General features: G+C 69.8%; 16 protein-coding genes. 8 read left to right on the plus strand and 8 right to left on the minus strand.

Going from position 1 to position 15817, the window contains the following annotated elements:
- The first annotated feature begins 211 nt into the window (after positions 1–211).
- The 3 genes from CBM2586_RS11325 to CBM2586_RS11335 are packed head-to-tail and all read left to right on the plus strand — an operon-like array spanning position 212 to position 2776.
- On the plus strand, positions 212–1459 hold the full coding sequence (locus CBM2586_RS11325) for a M48 family metallopeptidase (protein WP_115661568.1): 1248 nt from the start codon (positions 212–214) through the stop codon (positions 1457–1459).
- A complete protein-coding gene (rsgA, locus tag CBM2586_RS11330; protein ID WP_115661567.1) occupies positions 1456–2427 on the plus strand; it encodes a ribosome small subunit-dependent GTPase A in 972 nt (323 codons plus the stop codon). The genes CBM2586_RS11325 and rsgA overlap by 4 nt, the downstream gene beginning before the upstream one ends.
- A 43-nt stretch (positions 2428–2470) precedes the next feature.
- Complete coding sequence (locus tag CBM2586_RS11335) at positions 2471–2776, plus strand: putative signal transducing protein (RefSeq protein WP_115661566.1); 306 nt, start codon at positions 2471–2473, stop codon at positions 2774–2776.
- Between the two features lie 52 nt (positions 2777–2828).
- Here the strand turns inward: CBM2586_RS11335 and CBM2586_RS11340 are convergent, their stop codons facing one another.
- Complete coding sequence (locus CBM2586_RS11340) at positions 2829–3833, minus strand: CobD/CbiB family protein (protein ID WP_115661565.1); 1005 nt, start codon at positions 3831–3833, stop codon at positions 2829–2831.
- Between the two features lie 188 nt (positions 3834–4021).
- The gene (locus CBM2586_RS11345) at positions 4022–4720 is read right to left on the minus strand and encodes a pirin family protein (RefSeq protein WP_115687569.1); all 699 of its coding nucleotides are present in this window, start codon (positions 4718–4720) and stop codon (positions 4022–4024) included.
- A gap of 152 nt (positions 4721–4872) precedes the next feature.
- Between CBM2586_RS11345 and CBM2586_RS11350 the strand changes: the two genes are divergently transcribed.
- Together CBM2586_RS11350 and gluQRS are read left to right on the plus strand one after the other, a co-directional pair.
- On the plus strand, positions 4873–5793 hold the full coding sequence (locus tag CBM2586_RS11350; protein WP_112774555.1) for a LysR family transcriptional regulator: 921 nt from the start codon (positions 4873–4875) through the stop codon (positions 5791–5793).
- Between the two features lie 28 nt (positions 5794–5821).
- Positions 5822–6736 carry a tRNA glutamyl-Q(34) synthetase GluQRS gene (gene gluQRS, locus CBM2586_RS11355; RefSeq protein ID WP_115687571.1) on the plus strand — a complete coding sequence of 305 codons (915 nt, stop codon included), beginning with the start codon at positions 5822–5824 and terminating at the stop codon, positions 6734–6736.
- 57 nt (positions 6737–6793) lie between these two features.
- On the opposite strand, the gene CBM2586_RS11360 is transcribed toward gluQRS, so the two are convergent.
- A complete protein-coding gene (locus CBM2586_RS11360; protein ID WP_115661562.1) occupies positions 6794–8296 on the minus strand; it encodes a DEAD/DEAH box helicase in 1503 nt (500 codons plus the stop codon).
- 334 nt (positions 8297–8630) lie between these two features.
- Here CBM2586_RS11360 and CBM2586_RS11365 point away from each other — a divergent pair, with 334 nt between their 5' ends.
- On the plus strand, positions 8631–8786 hold the full coding sequence (locus CBM2586_RS11365; RefSeq protein WP_172583245.1) for a hypothetical protein: 156 nt from the start codon (positions 8631–8633) through the stop codon (positions 8784–8786).
- A gap of 32 nt (positions 8787–8818) precedes the next feature.
- On the opposite strand, the gene CBM2586_RS11370 is transcribed toward CBM2586_RS11365, so the two are convergent.
- Positions 8819–9817 carry a Bug family tripartite tricarboxylate transporter substrate binding protein gene (locus CBM2586_RS11370; RefSeq protein WP_115661561.1) on the minus strand — a complete coding sequence of 333 codons (999 nt, stop codon included), beginning with the start codon at positions 9815–9817 and terminating at the stop codon, positions 8819–8821.
- A 173-nt stretch (positions 9818–9990) separates the two neighbouring features.
- Entirely contained in the window at positions 9991–11628 is a 1638-nt protein-coding gene (locus CBM2586_RS11375) for an acyl CoA:acetate/3-ketoacid CoA transferase (protein WP_115687573.1), read from the minus strand.
- A gap of 192 nt (positions 11629–11820) precedes the next feature.
- Here CBM2586_RS11375 and CBM2586_RS11380 point away from each other — a divergent pair, with 192 nt between their 5' ends.
- Entirely contained in the window at positions 11821–12600 is a 780-nt protein-coding gene (locus CBM2586_RS11380) for an IclR family transcriptional regulator domain-containing protein (protein WP_115687575.1), read from the plus strand.
- A gap of 534 nt (positions 12601–13134) precedes the next feature.
- Here CBM2586_RS11380 and CBM2586_RS11385 read toward each other — a convergent pair.
- Positions 13135–13425, minus strand: coding sequence for a LysR substrate-binding domain-containing protein (locus CBM2586_RS11385; RefSeq protein WP_240988411.1), 291 nt, complete (start codon positions 13423–13425; stop codon positions 13135–13137).
- 79 nt (positions 13426–13504) lie between these two features.
- Here CBM2586_RS11385 and CBM2586_RS11390 point away from each other — a divergent pair, with 79 nt between their 5' ends.
- Entirely contained in the window at positions 13505–14014 is a 510-nt protein-coding gene (locus CBM2586_RS11390) for a nucleoside deaminase (protein ID WP_115687577.1), read from the plus strand.
- A 96-nt stretch (positions 14015–14110) separates the two neighbouring features.
- On the opposite strand, the gene CBM2586_RS11395 is transcribed toward CBM2586_RS11390, so the two are convergent.
- Entirely contained in the window at positions 14111–14689 is a 579-nt protein-coding gene (locus CBM2586_RS11395; protein WP_115661557.1) for a hypothetical protein, read from the minus strand.
- 56 nt (positions 14690–14745) lie between these two features.
- On the minus strand, positions 14746–15810 hold the full coding sequence (locus CBM2586_RS11400) for an extracellular catalytic domain type 2 short-chain-length polyhydroxyalkanoate depolymerase (RefSeq protein ID WP_115661556.1): 1065 nt from the start codon (positions 15808–15810) through the stop codon (positions 14746–14748).
- Positions 15811–15817 lie beyond the last annotated feature (7 nt).

The raw sequence follows: 15817 nt of genomic DNA on the forward strand, positions 1-15817 counted from the left end.
ACTGCGGGAGATAGGGATTGGAGTGGAGCGGCCGCGGCGGGGCCGGGCGCGAACAATTTATAATTCTCGCATATCCGTCCGGGACGGCTGCCCGCGCACCAGCGCGGCGCCGTTTTCGGAATTCCCGGACCGCCGCCTGCCCCACCCCGCGGCGCGGTCCCCACGGGCACCCGTCGAACGCCGGGCGCCCGCACCCACAAGGCACTTGCCGATGTTCACCATTGTCTTTCTCGCCGCCCTGGTGCTGATGGTGCTGACCAAGCTGTGGCTGGCCGCGCGCCAGGTGCGCCATGTCGCGCAGCACCGCCATGCCGTGCCGGCGCGCTTTGCCGACACCATCAGCCTGGCCTCGCACCAGAAGGCCGCGGACTACACCATCGCCCGCACCCGGCTGTCGATGCTCGAAGTGCTGGCCGGCGCCGCGGTGCTGATCGCCTTCACCATGCTGGGCGGACTGCAGTGGCTCAACCAGTTCTGGCTGTCGGCCTTCGGCCCTGGCTATGCCTACGGCGTGGCGCTGGTGGCCAGCGTGGCGCTGATCGGCGGCCTGGTCGACCTGCCGTTCTCGCTGTACGGCCAGTTCGGCATCGAGCAGCGCTTCGGCTTCAACAAGATGACCTTCGGGCTGTGGCTGGCCGACATGGTCAAGATGCTGCTGGTGGCCAGCGCGCTGGGCCTGCCGCTGCTGCTGGCGGTGCTGTGGCTGATGGATCGCGCCGGTTCGCTGTGGTGGGTGTGGACCTGGCTGGTGTGGATGGCCTTCAACCTGTTCCTGCTGGTGGTGTTCCCGACCTTTATCGCGCCCCTGTTCAACAAGTTCGAGCCGCTCGACGACGAGTCGCTGCGCCAGCGCATCGAGAGCCTGATGCAGCGCTGCGGCTTTGCCAGCAAGGGGCTGTTCGTGATGGACGGCAGCAAGCGCAGCGCGCACGGCAATGCCTACTTCACCGGCTTCGGCGCGGCCAAGCGCATCGTCTTCTTCGATACGCTGCTGTCGCGCCTGTCGGGCGACGAGATCGAGGCGGTGCTGGCGCACGAGCTGGGCCACTTCAAGCGCCGCCACGTGGCCAAGCGCATCGCCGTCACCTTCGCGCTGAGCCTGGTGTTCCTGGCGCTGCTGGGCTGGCTGGCGACGCGCAGCTGGTTCTACACCGGGCTGGGGGTGGCACCCAACCTGGGCGTGTCCAACAGCGCGCTGGCGCTGGTGCTGTTCTTCCTGACGCTGCCGGTCTTCACCTTCCTGCTCGGGCCGCTGTCGAGCCAGTCGTCGCGCCGCCATGAATTCGAGGCCGATGCCTTTGCCGCCGGCCAGACCAACGCCAGCCACCTGGTATCGGCGCTGGTGAAGCTGTACAAGGACAACGCCTCGACGCTGACGCCCGACCCGCTCTACAGCGCCTTCTACTACTCGCATCCGCCCGCGGCGCAGCGGATCGACCGCCTGCTGGCGCACGCATGAGCCGCGCCACGCGTCACCGCAACGCCGGCGGCGGCACCCATGCCGGCACCACGACCGAATCCGCGCTGATCATCGCCGCCCATGGCCGCCATTACGTGGTGGAGCTGGCGGACGGCGCGCGCATGCACGCCTTCCCGCGCGGCAAGAAAAGCGACTGCGCGGTGGGCGACCACGTCAGCGTCGAACGCGCCGCCGCCGACCAGTGCGTGATCACCGGAGTCGCGCCGCGCAAGAACCTGCTGCACCGCTCGGACCAGTTCAAGTCCAAGCTGCTGGCGGCCAATATCGACCAGGTCATCATCGTGCTGGCCACCGAGCCGGGCTTCTCCGAAGACCTGCTCGGGCGCGCGCTGGTCTCGGCCGAGGCGCTCGGGATCCGGCCGCTGATCGTGCTCAACAAGACCGACCTGCCCGAGCGCCTGCAAGACGCGCGCGGCCGCCTGGCGCTGTACCGCGGGCTGGGCTACGACACGCTCGAGCTGTCGGTGCGCGCCGATCCGGCCCAGGCGCTGGCCGCGTTGCGGCCGCGCGTGGCCGGGCTGGCCAGCATCCTGATCGGGCAATCGGGCATGGGCAAGTCGTCGCTGCTGAACCTGCTGATCCCGGGCGTCGACGCGCAGACCCGCGAGATCTCGGCCAAGCTCGATTCGGGCAAGCACACCACCACCTTTACCCGGCTCTACCACCTGCCCGAGGACTGGGGTAGCGTCGATGGGCGCCAGGGGGCGCTGATCGATTCGCCGGGCTTCCAGGAATTCGGCCTCTACCATCTCAGCGAGGGCATGCTGGAACGCGCCTTCCCCGAGTTCCGCCCGCTGCTGACCGCGTGCCGCTTCTACAACTGCCACCACGTCAACGAGCCCGGCTGCGGCGTGCTGGCCGCGGTGGCCGCCGGCGACATCTCGGCACGCCGGCACCAGCTCTACACGCAGCTGCTGCACGAATCCAGCCAGCAGAAACCGTGGTGAAGCCGTGGTAAGGTAAGCGCACCTGGGTTCCCGGTGCGCTGCCATGAAACTGCTGCTGTCCGCCACGTCCCTCGTCCACGCGGCCCATTGCCAAAACGTCCTGCGTGCGGCCGGCATCCGCGCGGAACTGCGCAATACCTGGCTGGCCGGCGCGACCGGCGAGATCCCGTTCCGCGAGAGCGCGCCGCAGGTGTGGCTGGTCGACGACGAGATGGAGGCGCAGGCGTGGGCGGTGCTCAATGCCGCGGCCAACCCGGTGCCAGGGCCGAGCTGGCAATGCGACCGTTGCGGCGAATGGCACGAGGCGCAGTTCGGCGCGTGCTGGCGCTGCGGCGCGGCGCGGGACTAGCCAGTGCCAGGCGGCCGGCCGCAACCGGCCGGCCCGACCTTCAGAACGCCGCTCAGCCCACCCACAGCGCCAGCGACAGCATCGCCAGCAGCAGCATCCACAACACCACCGCGCGCCACACCAGCCCCACCGCCGACTGCAGCGTGCGCACGCCGGGCTCGGTGCCGAACTCGGGCGGCGCCGGCTCCGGGCCGCCGTTGGCGCCGTCGGCGTCTTCCATGCCGGGCGCGTAGTCCACCGCCGGGCCGGCCACGCTGGTGCGCAGCACCACGGTGGAATCGTCCTCGGCCAGCGGCGTGCCCAGGCGCACGCCCAGCGCGCCGCCGCCGCTCGCCAGCAGGATGCCGTTGACGGCATCGTTCCATTTGCGCGCATGGTTGCGCCAGGCGTAGACCGCGTCCTCGAAGTTGCCGACGATGGCAAAGCCGATCGAGGTCAGCCGCGACGGGAGCCAGTCCAGCAGGTAGAAGGCGCGCGCGGCGAAGCGGCCCAGCGCCGGGCTGCGCTCGGTCGACGGCAGGTTCCAGTGGCGGCCCAGGTATTCGGCGGTGCGGTACAGCACCACGCCGCCGGGTCCCACCGGCACCAGGAACCAGAAGAACACGCCGAACACGTGCCGGTGCACGGCGATGATCGCCGCCTCCAGCGTATGCCGCACGATTTCGGACACCGGCATCTCGACGGTGTCGAGCCCGGTCCACTCGTGCAGCAGCGCGCGCGCGGTATGGAGGTCGTCGCGGTTGAGCGCCTCGTGGATGTCGGTGAAATAGTGGCTGAACTGGCGGAAGCCGAGCGTCATGTACAGCACCAGCACGTTCCACGCGAGCGTCAGCGCTACGCTGATCGACGCCAGCAGGTAGTGCACCACGATCACCGCCAGCGTCAGCGGCAGCACCACGGTCAGCCACGCCAGCGCGGCGTCGCGCGGACGGCCGGTGTCGAAGGCGTGCTCGGCGCGGTCTGCGAGCGCGCGCACGATCTCGTAGATCGGGTTGTTGCGGCCCAGGGCGCGGAACTGCTCGGCAATCAGCGCCAGGAGAATGGAAACAAAGGTCATCTTGGTACGGGGTGCTCCCAGGGCACGCCGGCCCGTTCGGGCCGGCCGGCGCGACCGGCCAGCGATGTGCCGGCGCAGGCGCAATGCATAGCGAGAAGATAGCACAGCGCTACGCGCGGGCACCCCGCTGCGCCGCGCGAAAGCAAAAGCCCGCCATGGGGCGGGCTCGTGCGGGGCCGCCAACGGTGTCAGGGCAGGTCGAACACCAGCACCTCGGCGCCATCGCCGTCCGACAGCGCGATCTCGGCCACGTCTTCCAGCCTGGCCGCGTCGCCGGCCTCGAGCGCCTTGCCGTTGACCGCGATGCGGCCGCGCGCCACGTGCACATAGGCGCGGCGGCCCGGTGCCAGCGCCAGGGTGGCGGCTTCGTCGCCGTCGAACAGGCCGGCGTAGAGCCGGATGTCCTGGTGCACCAGCACCGAGCCATCGGCACCGTCGGCGCTGGCCACCAGGCGCAGCTTGCCGCGCTTGTCGGCCGCGTCGAAGTGCTTTTCCTCGTAGCCGGGTTCGATGCCGTTCTCGGCCGGAACGATCCAGATCTGCAGGAAATGCGTGGTGTCGTGCGCTGCGTGGTTGTATTCCGAATGGCGCACGCCGGTGCCGGCGCTCATGCGCTGCACGTCGCCCGGGCGGATCACGCTGCCGTTGCCCATGCTGTCCTTGTGCGCCAGCTCGCCTTCGAGCACGTAGCTGATGATTTCCATGTCGCGGTGGCCATGGGTGCCGAAGCCCATGCCCGGCGCGACGCGGTCTTCATTGATCACGCGCAGCGGCCCGAACTGCACATGTTGCGGGTCGTAATAGTCGGCGAATGAGAACGAATGATAGGACTTCAGCCAGCCGTGATCGGCGTAACCACGCTCTGCGGACTTTCTGATTTCAATCATTTTGATGGCCCTCCTTGAGCCTTTTCGCCGACAGCACCGTGTGGATAACCGTGTTGTGGCATACGTTTTCGCTTTGGATGCTAGGCAGTTTAGGCCTTCAGGCGTATATTTACGGGGATCGACTTAGAAGCAGTCATTCAGAATTTCTGAACATGGCCCTCTCACTAGAATCCCTCGAAGTCCTCGACGCCATCGAACGCAAGGGCAGCTTTGCCGCGGCCGCCCACGAGATGGGCAAGGTCCCGTCCGCGCTGACCTACGTGGTGCGCAAGCTGGAAGAAGACCTGGACGTGCTGCTGTTCGACCGCCGCCGCCATCGCGCCGAACTGACGCCCGCCGGCCGCGCCCTGCTCGACGAGGGCCGCCACCTGCTGCACGCCGCCGACGACCTGGCGCGGCGCGTCAAGCGCCTGGCCACCGGCTGGGAGGCCACCCTCACCATCGTGGTCGACGACCTGATCAACTTCCGCGCGCTGCTGCCGGTGATCCACGACTTCTACGCCGAGAACACCGCAACCCGGCTGCGCTTCTCCAAGGAGGTGCTGGGCGGCGCGTGGGACGCGCTGGTCAGCAACCGCGCCGACCTGGTGATCGGCGGCGCCTACGACGCACCCAGCACGCAGGGCTTCCAGATCCGGCCGCTGGGGTCGATGCCGTTCGTGTTCGCGGTGGCCGCGCACCATCCGCTTGCCACCGAGGAAGGCCCGCTCACCACCATCCAGATCGCCAAACACCGCATCGTCGCGGTGGGCGACACCTCGCGCAACCTGCCGGCCCGCACCCATGGCGTGCTGGCCGGCCAGGACGTGCTGGTGGTGCCGACCATGCGCGACAAGCTCGAAGCGCAGATCCGCGGCCTTGGCTGCGGCTGGCTGCCGGCGCCGATGGCGCAGCCGCATATCGAGAGCGGCGTGCTGCAGGCACGCGAGACCGTCGAGGTGCGCGCGCCGGGCAACTTCAAGGTGGCGTGGCGCACCAGCAACCGCGGCAAGGCGCTGCAGTGGTGGGCCGGCAAGCTGGAAGACCCGCGCCTGGCGCAGGCGCTGCTGCAGCAACCCGACTTTGCCGGCTGAGGAAGGGCTGATGGCAGGGAGGGCTGCAATGGCAGTGCAGAAGAGCGCCGCGGGCGGCTATCGCGGCCGCTTCGCGCCCTCGCCCACCGGGCCGCTGCACATGGGCTCGCTGGTGACCGCGCTGGCCAGCTGGCTGGACGCGCGCGCGCATGGCGGGCAATGGCTGGTGCGCATCGAGGACATCGACACGCCGCGCTGCGTGCGCGACGCGGACCACGACATCCTGCGCACGCTGGAGCGGGTCGGCATGACGCCCGACGAGCCGCCGGTGTGGCAGAGCCGGCGCGAACCGCACTATGCCGAGGCGCTGCGCCGGCTCGATGCCGCCGGGCAACTCTACCCGTGCGGCTGCTCGCGCAAGGAGATCGCCGATTCGCTGGTGCACGTGCGCGAACGCCACCAGACCCTGGGCTATCCCGGCACCTGCCGCCACGGCCTGAACGGCAAGCTGCCGCGCGCGTGGCGCGTGCGCGTGCCGGACGGGCCGGCCGCCATCGTGTGTTTCGATGACCGCTGGCAGGGGCGCCAGTGCCAGAACCTGGAAACCGAGCTGGGCGACTTCGTGCTGCGCCGCGCCGACGGGCTGTGGGCCTACCAGTTGGCGGTGGTGGTCGACGACGGCCTGCAGGGCATCACGCATATCGTGCGCGGCGCCGACCTGCTCGACTCCACGCCGCGGCAGATCCACCTGCAGCACCTGCTGGGCCTGCCCACGCCGGCGTACCTGCACGTGCCGGTGGTGGTGAACCAGCTTGGCGAGAAGCTCAGCAAACAGAGCGGCGCGCAGGCGATCGACACCAGCGCACCGCTGGACGTCTTGCGCGAGGCCGGTGCGCACCTGGAATTGTCGAATGCCGCCGGCACGGTCCAGGACTGGCTGGCGCGGGCCACCGACGGCTGGCGCGAGCGCCTGGCCACACCGCCGTTGCCGGCACGGCGCTAGACCCGCAAAAGCAAAGGGCCCGCGCAAGCGAGCCCTTCTCTGTCAACGCGGATCCGGTCAGGACTTGCGCGGCGCACCGCCGAGCAAGGCCGCCACCGGCCGCTTGGGCGCCTGGCGGCCGCGCGTGAGCGCGGCGGCGACTTCATCCGCGGCCTTGGCCTGCGCCGCGCTGGCGGGGCTGGGCTCATACGGGCGCGAGAAGAACGGGTCGTCCGAGGCGCGGAAGGCCTGGCGGCTGGCGCCGTGGTCGTGGCGGCGCGGACGCTCTTCGCTGTCGGCGCTGCCGCGCGCGCGGCGCACTTCGCCGCGCTCGCGGCGGCGCTCGCTGTCGTCCTGGCGGGCGCGCGCGCCGGTGGGGTCGAAGCCCTCGAGCTTGCCGCGCGGGATGCTGCGCTTGATCAGCTTTTCGATGTCGGACAGCAGACGCTCGTCATTGCCCGGCACGTAGATCGACAGCGCGTCGCCGCTGGCGCCGGCGCGGCCGGTGCGCCCGATGCGGTGCACATAGTCCTCGGCGCTGTACGGCACGTCGAAGTTGATCACGCACGGCATGTCGGGAATATCGAGCCCGCGCGCCGCCACGTCGGTGGCAACCAGCGCATCGATGGTGCCGCTCTTGAAGCCGTCCAGCGTCTGCATGCGCTCGGTCTGGGTCTTGTCGCCGTGGATCGCGGCGGCGTTGATGCCCTCGCGCTCCAGGTGCCGCGCCAGCCGCGAACAGCCGATCTTGCTGTTGACGAAGACGATGCACTGGCGCGAAAGCCCTTGCTCGGCGCGCTGCCTGAGCAGGTGCACCACCGCGGCCTGCTTGTGGCCGTCCTCGACCTGGTACACCGCCTGACGCACGTTCTCGTTGGTCGAGTTGCTGCGCGCCACTTCGATGGTGACCGGCTGCTTCAGGTAGCTGGAGGCCAGCCGCTTGATTTCCGGCGAGAACGTCGCCGAGAACAGCAGCGTCTGGCGCTGCGCCGGCAGCAGGTTGATGATGCGCTGCAGGTCCGGCAGGAAGCCCATGTCGAGCATGCGGTCGGCTTCGTCCAGCACCAGCATCTGCACCTGAGACAGGTTCACCGATTTCTGCTGCACGTGGTCGAGCAGGCGGCCGGGCGTGGCCACCAGGATCTCGACGCCGCGGCGCAGCGCATCGGTCTGCGGGTTCATGTCGACGCCGCCGAACACCACCGTGCTGCGCAGGTCGGTGTGCTTGGCATAGCGGGCGACGTTGTCATAGACCTGGTCGGCCAGCTCGCGCGTCGGCGTCAGCATCAGCGCACGCACCGGGTGGCGCGCCGGCGAGGCGCTGGCATTGGCCAGCGGCAGCAGGCGCTGGATGATCGGCAGCGCGAAACCGGCGGTCTTGCCGGTGCCGGTCTGCGCGGCGCCCATCACGTCCTTGCCCAGCAGCACCACCGGAATGGCCTGTGCCTGGATCGGCGTGGGAGAGCTATAGCCCTGCTCGGACAGGGCGCGCAGGATGCGCGGATCGAGGCCGAAGCTGTCGAAGGTCTGCACAGCGGCGGCAACCGCGGTGGTAGGTTCTGGTGCGTTCGTAGTGGTCATGGGTATCGGTATTGGCGGGAGGCGAACCCGGCACAAACGGATACGCGTCTGGAACTCATCTCGCCCTGAATCTCGCCCCTGAATCACGCCTGGCGGCAAGGTTCCGGCGCGGCCCTGCTGGCTACAGCATTTGGCCATGAGAATCAAAGACTTAGATTTTAGCACCTCTGCCCGCGCAGTGGGCGCTCCGGCGCCGCCGTGCGGCGGGTGCGACAAGCCCGTGCCAGCGGCGGCCGGCGCGCGCATTGTCAAGACATTGTCATATCGGCCAAGCAAGATGCCGGCGGCGCGGCGGCACTGCCGGACCGCGCGGCTTCTTCACATCGAGACTGACATGGATTTCGAGCTGTTCCGCCAGACCTGCCAGCAGTTCCTGCGCACTTCCAGCCAGTTCCTGGGACTGGCCGCAGCCGGCCGCCAGCCGGCGCTACCGATGCCGGCGCTGCCCGCCCTGCCAGCGAGCGAGCCCCGGCGCCGGCAGCCCGCCTGAACCGCGGCCAGGCGCCGGCTCGTCATGCGCGCTCAGTCGCCGCGGATGCCGTTGTCCTGGATCACCTTGCCCCACTTGCTGTAGTCGGCCTTCATGCGCGCGGCCAGCTGCTCCGGCGGCATGTAGGCGGCCACGGTGCCGGCGCCCAGCATCTTCTGCTGCACGGTCGGATCGGCCAGCGCCTTCTTCAGTTCGGCCGACAACGTCGCCACCACCTCCCTGGGCGTGCCGGCCGGCGCCAGCAGCCCGCCCCATGCGGTGGCATCGAAGCCCGGGAAGCCCTGTTCGGCCACCGTCTTGACCTCCGGCGTAAAGCTGACGCGCTTGTTGGAGCCGACCGCGATCGGGCGCAGCTTGCCGGCCTTGATATGCGGCAGCGCCGCGATCATGTCCGAGAACATCATCGGCACCTGGCCGGCAAGCAGGTCGGAGATGGCCGGCGCGCTGCCCTTGTAGGGCACGTGCTGCACGTCGAAGTGGCCCAGGTTCTTCAGCAGTTCGGTCGACAGGTGGCCGAAGCTGCCATTGCCGGCACTGGTGTAGTTGAGCGCACCCGGTTTGGCCTTGGCCTTCGCGATGTACTGCTGCAGGCTGGTCACGTCGGGCATCGCCTGCGGATTGACCACCATCACGATCGGCAGGTCATAGGCGGCGCCGATGGGCGTGAAGTCCTTGAAGATGTCGTAACCCTTGCGGTTGATCAGGTGCGGCGCCAGCAGCGTGGGCGTGGCCAGCACCAGCAGGGTATAGCCGTCGGCGGCGCTCTTGGCGACGTTTTCGGCGCCGATCGTGCCCGAGGCGCCGGGGCGGTTGTCCACCACCACCGGCTGCTTCAGCGTTTCGCTCATCTTCTGGCCGATGATGCGCGCGGCGGTGTCGGTCGGGCCGCCTGGCGGGAACGGCACCACCAGCCGGATCGGCTTGCTTGGGTAGGTCTCGGCGAAAGCCGGTGCGGCGGCGAGCGGCAGCGTGGCGCTCAGGAGCACGGCGCCCAGGCGGCGCTGGAAGGTACGGCGGCTGGTGTTCTGCATGATGTGGCTATGTCCTGCGGTAAATCGCGATAAGTCAGAATCGATGCGCGGCCCAGGCCGCGCCGGGATGAAGCGACTGCGGTTGCGTAACGTCATGACAGATCTGGCGTGCCTCCTTGCGAACCGGTCATCGCCGGCCCGTCCGATGGAATGGTTGTCTGGTGCGGCGGCCGTTACAGGCGCATGGTGCCGGCCTGGAACAGCCGTGCATCCATCTGGCGCAGGTCGGGCGCCACCGCCACCGGCGTGGCGCACTGGTCGAGCACATCGCGCTGCAGGTCGACGCCGGGAGCGATCTCGACCAGCGTGAGGCGAGCCTCCCCGCCCTCCCCGCCCTCCCTGGGCCGCATCTCGAACACGGCGCGTTCGGTGATGTAGACCACCGGGATGCCCAGCGATGCCACGTAGGGGCCGTTGAAGCTCAGGTGCGACACCTCCGGCACGATCTTCTTCACGCGCCCTTCGCGCACGATCCGCAGGCTGCCATGGTCAGCGCGCACTTCCAGGCCGCCCGCGGTCAGCGTGCCCATGAACACCACCGCGCGCGCGCTCTGGGTGATGTTGATAAAGCCACCGACGCCGGCGATCAGCGCGCCCTCGCCTTCGCCGAACTTGCTGACGTTGACGTTGCCCTGGCCATCGAGTTCGGCCAGGCCGAGGATCGCCAGGTCGATGCCACCGCCTTCGTAGAAGTCGAACTGCGCGGGCTGGTCCACCACCGCCTCCGGGTAGGCCGAGGCACCGAAGCTGAGGCCATCCGCGGGCGTGCCGCCGATGGGACCGGCTTCGACGGTCAGCGTGAAGCCGTGCAGCCCGGCCTGGTGCGCCAGCATCCCCACCGCGGCCGGCATGCCCACCCCCAGGTTGACCACGCGCGGCGCGCGCCGCGCCAGCTCCATCACCGCGCGGCGCTGCACGATGGTGCGCGCATCCAGCGGCCCGGCCTCGGGCGGCGGACCGGCGGCATCGTCGGCACTCCCCTCGCCCTGCCACGGCGTGACGTAGGCGGGGTTGAAGGCCTCGGCAAAGGTCATCTGGTGGTTCGCGGGGTTGTCGCAAACCACCACGTAGTCGACCAGGATGCCAGGCACGTGGATGGCCTGCAGGATTTCATGGTGATCGACCAGGCTTTCGACCTGCGCGATCACGATGCCACCCGAGTTGTGCGCCGCCTGCGCCAGCGCCAGCAGTTCGTGGTGGAAGGCTTCGCGATGGGTGCTGAGGTTGCCGCGCGCATCGGCGGCGCTGCAGCGGATCAGCGCGCAGTCGATCGCAAAGCTGGGGTAGAACAGGTATTCGTCGCCGCGGAACTCGACCGCATCGACCCAGCACGCCTTGCCTTCGGCGATGGCGCGACGCGCGCGCTGGTTGACGGCGCCGCCGTGGTAGCGCGCGTCCTGCGCGGTGCGTGGGTCGACAAAGGTGTGCAGGCCGATTTTGGTCATCACGCCGGGCTTGCCGCCGGCAATGGCGCGGTACAGGTGGGTCAGCACGCCCTGCGGCAGGTTGTAGCCCTCGCACTGCTCCGCCATCGCCAGCGTGGCCAGCCGCGTGGCGGAGCGCCAGTGGCCGCCGACCACGGTGGCAGTCATGCCGGCGTTGCCGAAATGATTGACGCCGCGCGCGCCGCGGTCGCCCTGCCCGGCCGAGTACACCAGCGTCAGGTCACGCGGCAACCCGTCGCGCAGGAAGCGCTGCTCCAGCGCCTCGGTCACGGCCTCGGCGTGGCCGGCCCCGACAAAGCCCGCGCTGGCTACGGTCCAGCCATCCTGCACGAGCGCCGCCGCTTCACGCGCGGTGATTACCTTCATTGCTGTCTCCGGTTTTTCGTCGTGCCGTCCCGCATCGCTGGCGGCACGCTTTCCGTGAATGCGTTTTGCGAACATTTGTTCGGAAAACGCTATCATACGGAGATGCTGCCGGTCGGCGCAAGTCCTGCGCGACGGCCCCGCCAGCACGTGCCTGATCGTTCATTTCACCACCGCGCCCCTGCCACACACCCTATGCCGCAAGCCGAAGCCGCCAAGAAAGACGAACTGCTGGAGTCGCTGAGCAAGGGCCTGGCGCTGCTGCGCCTGCTGGGCGCTGGCGCCGAGCGCCTGACCATGCAGGAGGTGGCCGACCAGCTCGACGTGACCCGCGCCGCCGCGCGCCGGCTGCTGCTGACACTGGAGCACAACGGCTACGTGGCGCAGGACGGCCGCCACTTTGCGCTGACGCCACGGGTGATGGAGCTGGGCTACGGCTACTTCGCCTCGATGAGCCTGCCGCAGATGGCGCGGCCCTACCTGCAGCAGCTGTGCGAGACCCTGGGCGAAAGCTGCTCGCTGGGCGTGCTCGACGGCGAATCGGTGGTGCTGGTGGCGCGCGAGGAGCCGCGCCAGTTGCTGCGGGTGGACATGGCGCTGGGACGGCGCATGCCGGCCTATGCGCACTCCCTCGGGCGCGTGCTGCTGGCCGGCCTGGACGACAGCGCCCTGGAGGCCTACCTGGCCGGCGCCACGCTGCGCAAGCTGACGCCGTTCACGGTCAGCTCGCGCACCACGCTGGCGCGCACGCTGCGCCAGGTGCGCGCCGACGGCTATTGCGTGCTGGTCAGCGAACTGGTCGACGGCTACGCCGGGATCTCGGTGCCGCTGCGCGACCAGGCCGGCACGGTGGTGGCCGGGCTGGGCTTCAGCATGGTGCTGGGCAGCCGCGACCGGGCCCAGCTGGAAGCGCGCTTCCTGGCGCCGCTGCGCGAGGCCGCGGCCGGCATCGAGGCCATCCTGCAGGCGCGCTGAGCCGCGCCCGGCCGATGTAAAGAAGCCCCGCGTGCCGGGGAGGCAGCGGGGCTCAAGCGGTAGCGGGGCAATCTGTCGACCACCCACGCCGTCGATCTTGGCGCATCGCGCCGACTCGGGCATCCCCCAAATGTGGGCCATTGCATGCGCCGTGGCTGGCAGGCTGCAGGCGCGCCCTGCAAAGCCAGTCAATCATGGCCCTGTCACACGCCCGTAGGAATCCGGGTTTTCGCCGAGCGGGTTTTCGCCAGCTTCCGGCCGGCGCCCGGATGCGGTCTACTGGTCTCACATCGACGCCCCTGGCACCGCCCAAGCCGGATTGCCACCGCCGATGGTGCTGTAAAACTAGTCCAATGACAGGGAGACAGACCATGGTGACGAAGAAAGAAGAGGCTTTCGTACTGAAGAACCTTCTCGCCCTTGCCGCAGTGGAAACCCTGGGCGGCGCCATCGCCCTGAGCATGGTCTTCCATCTGATCTGATCATCCCCAACGGTCGCCGGTGCTGCCACGCCGGCGACCGCCTCGCGCGCCCTCAGCGCGTGGCGTGCTGCCCGCGCCGGTCCACCTCGAACTCCGTGGTGTCGCGGAAGCGCTGCCGCAGCCACTGCTCGGCCCGGCCCTGCGGCCGCGCTGACTTGGCCCAGACCAGGTCCACGCTGACCAGCCAGTCCGTGTACGGATAGGCCGCCAGGTCAAGTTCCACCAGTTCGCCGCGCGCCAGCGCCTCGCGCACCAGTTGCCGCGGCAGCGTGGCCAAGCCCAGTCCGCCCTTCACCATCTCCACCAGCGCCAGGTAGCTTTCTGGCGCGCGCAGCGCCATCATCGTCCCGTTGCCCCGACGCGGGTGCAAGATCAAGCCGAAGCGTCCATCCTTCCTGCTCCTTTCCCCCGGAGACCCAAGCATGACCCGAATCACCGATCCGTCCGGCGCCGAACTGTCGCCGCTCGACCTGGCGCTGCTGCGCCAGTCGATCGCGCTGTCCGACCAGTCCAAGACCCGCGGCCGCCACCCGTTCGCCGCGCTGGTGGCCGATGCGGCCGGCAACGTCATCGCCAGCGCCGGCAACAATTCGATGCCGCCCGAAGGCGACCCGACCCAGCACGCCGAGCTGGTCGCGGCCGCGCAGGCCGCGCGCGTGCTGCCGCCCGCGCAATTGGCCGATTGCACGCTCTACACCAGCGCAGAGCCGTGCTGCATGTGCGCGGGCGCGGTCTACTGGACCGGCATCGGGCGCGTGGTCTATGCGCTGTCCGAACACAAGCTGCTGGGGCTGACCGGCGACCATCCGGAGAACCCGACCTTCTCGCTGCCGTGCCGCGATGTGTTTGCGCGCGGCCAGCGCAAGGTCGAAGTGGTCGGCCCCGTGCTGGAAGATGAAGCCGCGGCACCGCACGCAGGGTTCTGGCAGTAACGCGGCACCCGTGGGTCCGCCGCGATCCGGCGATGGCGACGCCGGCACACGGCTGAGGCAGCGGGCCCGCGCCGCGGCGCGGGCACTGCCCGGTGTTCAACCGTCCTGCGCCGCGCGCTGTCCCGCCGCGCCCGCAACGGCACGCGACCCGCCCGGCTCGGCCAGCGCCGCCTGCAGCCACTGCGTCCATGCCGGCATCATCGCGGCAGCCATGGCCGCGACCTGCCCTGCGCAGGTCTTGCCAGCCTCCTGCCAGTCTGTCAGCGCGCGCAGCAGCGCCAGCCCGATGTCGCTGCCGTCGCGCGCCTCGGCCACATCCTCGAGGTAGCGCGCCAGCGCTTCCCGCACGGCGTCGTTGTAGCCGGCCCTGGCCTGCGACGCGCGCGCGGCCAGGTCGGCCTCGATGGCATCGAGGCCGCGCCACGCCTGCGCGACGTCGGCCAGGTCGAGGCGGTCGCGCTGCGCGCGCCACCATTGCGCTTGCTGCGCGGCGCGTTCCCCGGCATAGCGGTTCAGCACGGCCAGCGCCTGGCGCGCAGGCGCCCGTGCCGCGGCAGGATCGGCGGCGCTGAAGGGTGACTGCGCGAGCGCGGTGGCGGCTTGCAGCTGGCACAGGGTCAGGTCCAGCGCCGTACGGCTGGCGCTCTCCCATTGGGCTTGCAGGATCGAAAGCATGGCGGTTCTCCTTGCGGATTGGAGCAGTGGATCGGATGGGGCCGGAGCGGCAGCGCTCACTGCGGCGCGGCGCCGAGTCGGCGGACCATGCGCATGACCGCGGCCATCTGCGGCGCCTCGCGCGAGAAGAAGTCCGGCTGGGCCGGGTCGTCGCTGGTATAGCCCCAGAAGTCCCAGCACCCGAGCGGGTTATGCCGCGACGCGGCGACCTGCGGGAACAGCACCACGATGCGGTTGGCCTCGGCACTCTCCAGGTAGCCGGCACCGCGAACGAAGCGTTCGCCGATGGCAGCCGCGCCCTGCAGGCAGCCATGGAAGGCCACGTGCACGCGGCAGCCGGCAGCACTGCCGTCGGCGCCGCCCGCGGCGCACTCGCCCGGCACGTAGACATAGCCACTGTCGGCGAGCAGCGCCTTGCCGCCGGGGTCGAATGCGCGCTGGTCAAAGCGCAGCAGCTCGCCCGTCGGCCGCGCCGCCGGCTTCAACGGTCCATGGATCCACTGCAGGATCTGCCGTGCCTGCTCGAGCCCGCAATTGTTGATGTAGGGCGATGCGCTGACCGCGCAGGCGGCGTCGCCCGACTGGCTGGTGATGAAGGCATGTCCGGCCGCGACCTCGGCAACATATTGCAGCTGCGATGCCGGCACCCCGGCCAGCGTATAGAACCGCCCCACCTGCGCGGCAACGCGCGGCAGCACGGTCTGGTCGCGCGTGCCGGAAAACACGTAGACGCGCTGGCGCGCGAGGTTCTGCACCGGGTCGATGCGGCCATCGCGGGCAAAGGTGCGCGCCGCGTCCAGCGCCGCCTGCGCGTCGGGGCCGGTATCCCCGACCGGCTGCATGCACTGGGTCGCGGCGGCGGTAGCAGGCGGCGTCGGCGCGAACAGTCCCGCGCAGTAGAACGGTCCTCCGGCGACCACGCCGGCGCCGACCATGGTGCCGGAATACGCAACGTGGAACTGCGTGGCCATGAACGCACCGGACGACAGCCCCGACACCGAGGTCTGTGCCAGGTCCGCGCCCAGCGCGGGCAGCGCCTGCGCGGCGACGCCCCCGCTGGCGCCGAGCGCGCACGCCGCGGCAAGTGCCCGATAGCGGGCGGTTGGCTTGCATCGAATCATGATGGCT

Source organism: Cupriavidus taiwanensis (genome assembly GCF_900250115.1).
GTDB lineage: Bacteria > Pseudomonadota > Gammaproteobacteria > Burkholderiales > Burkholderiaceae > Cupriavidus > Cupriavidus taiwanensis_B.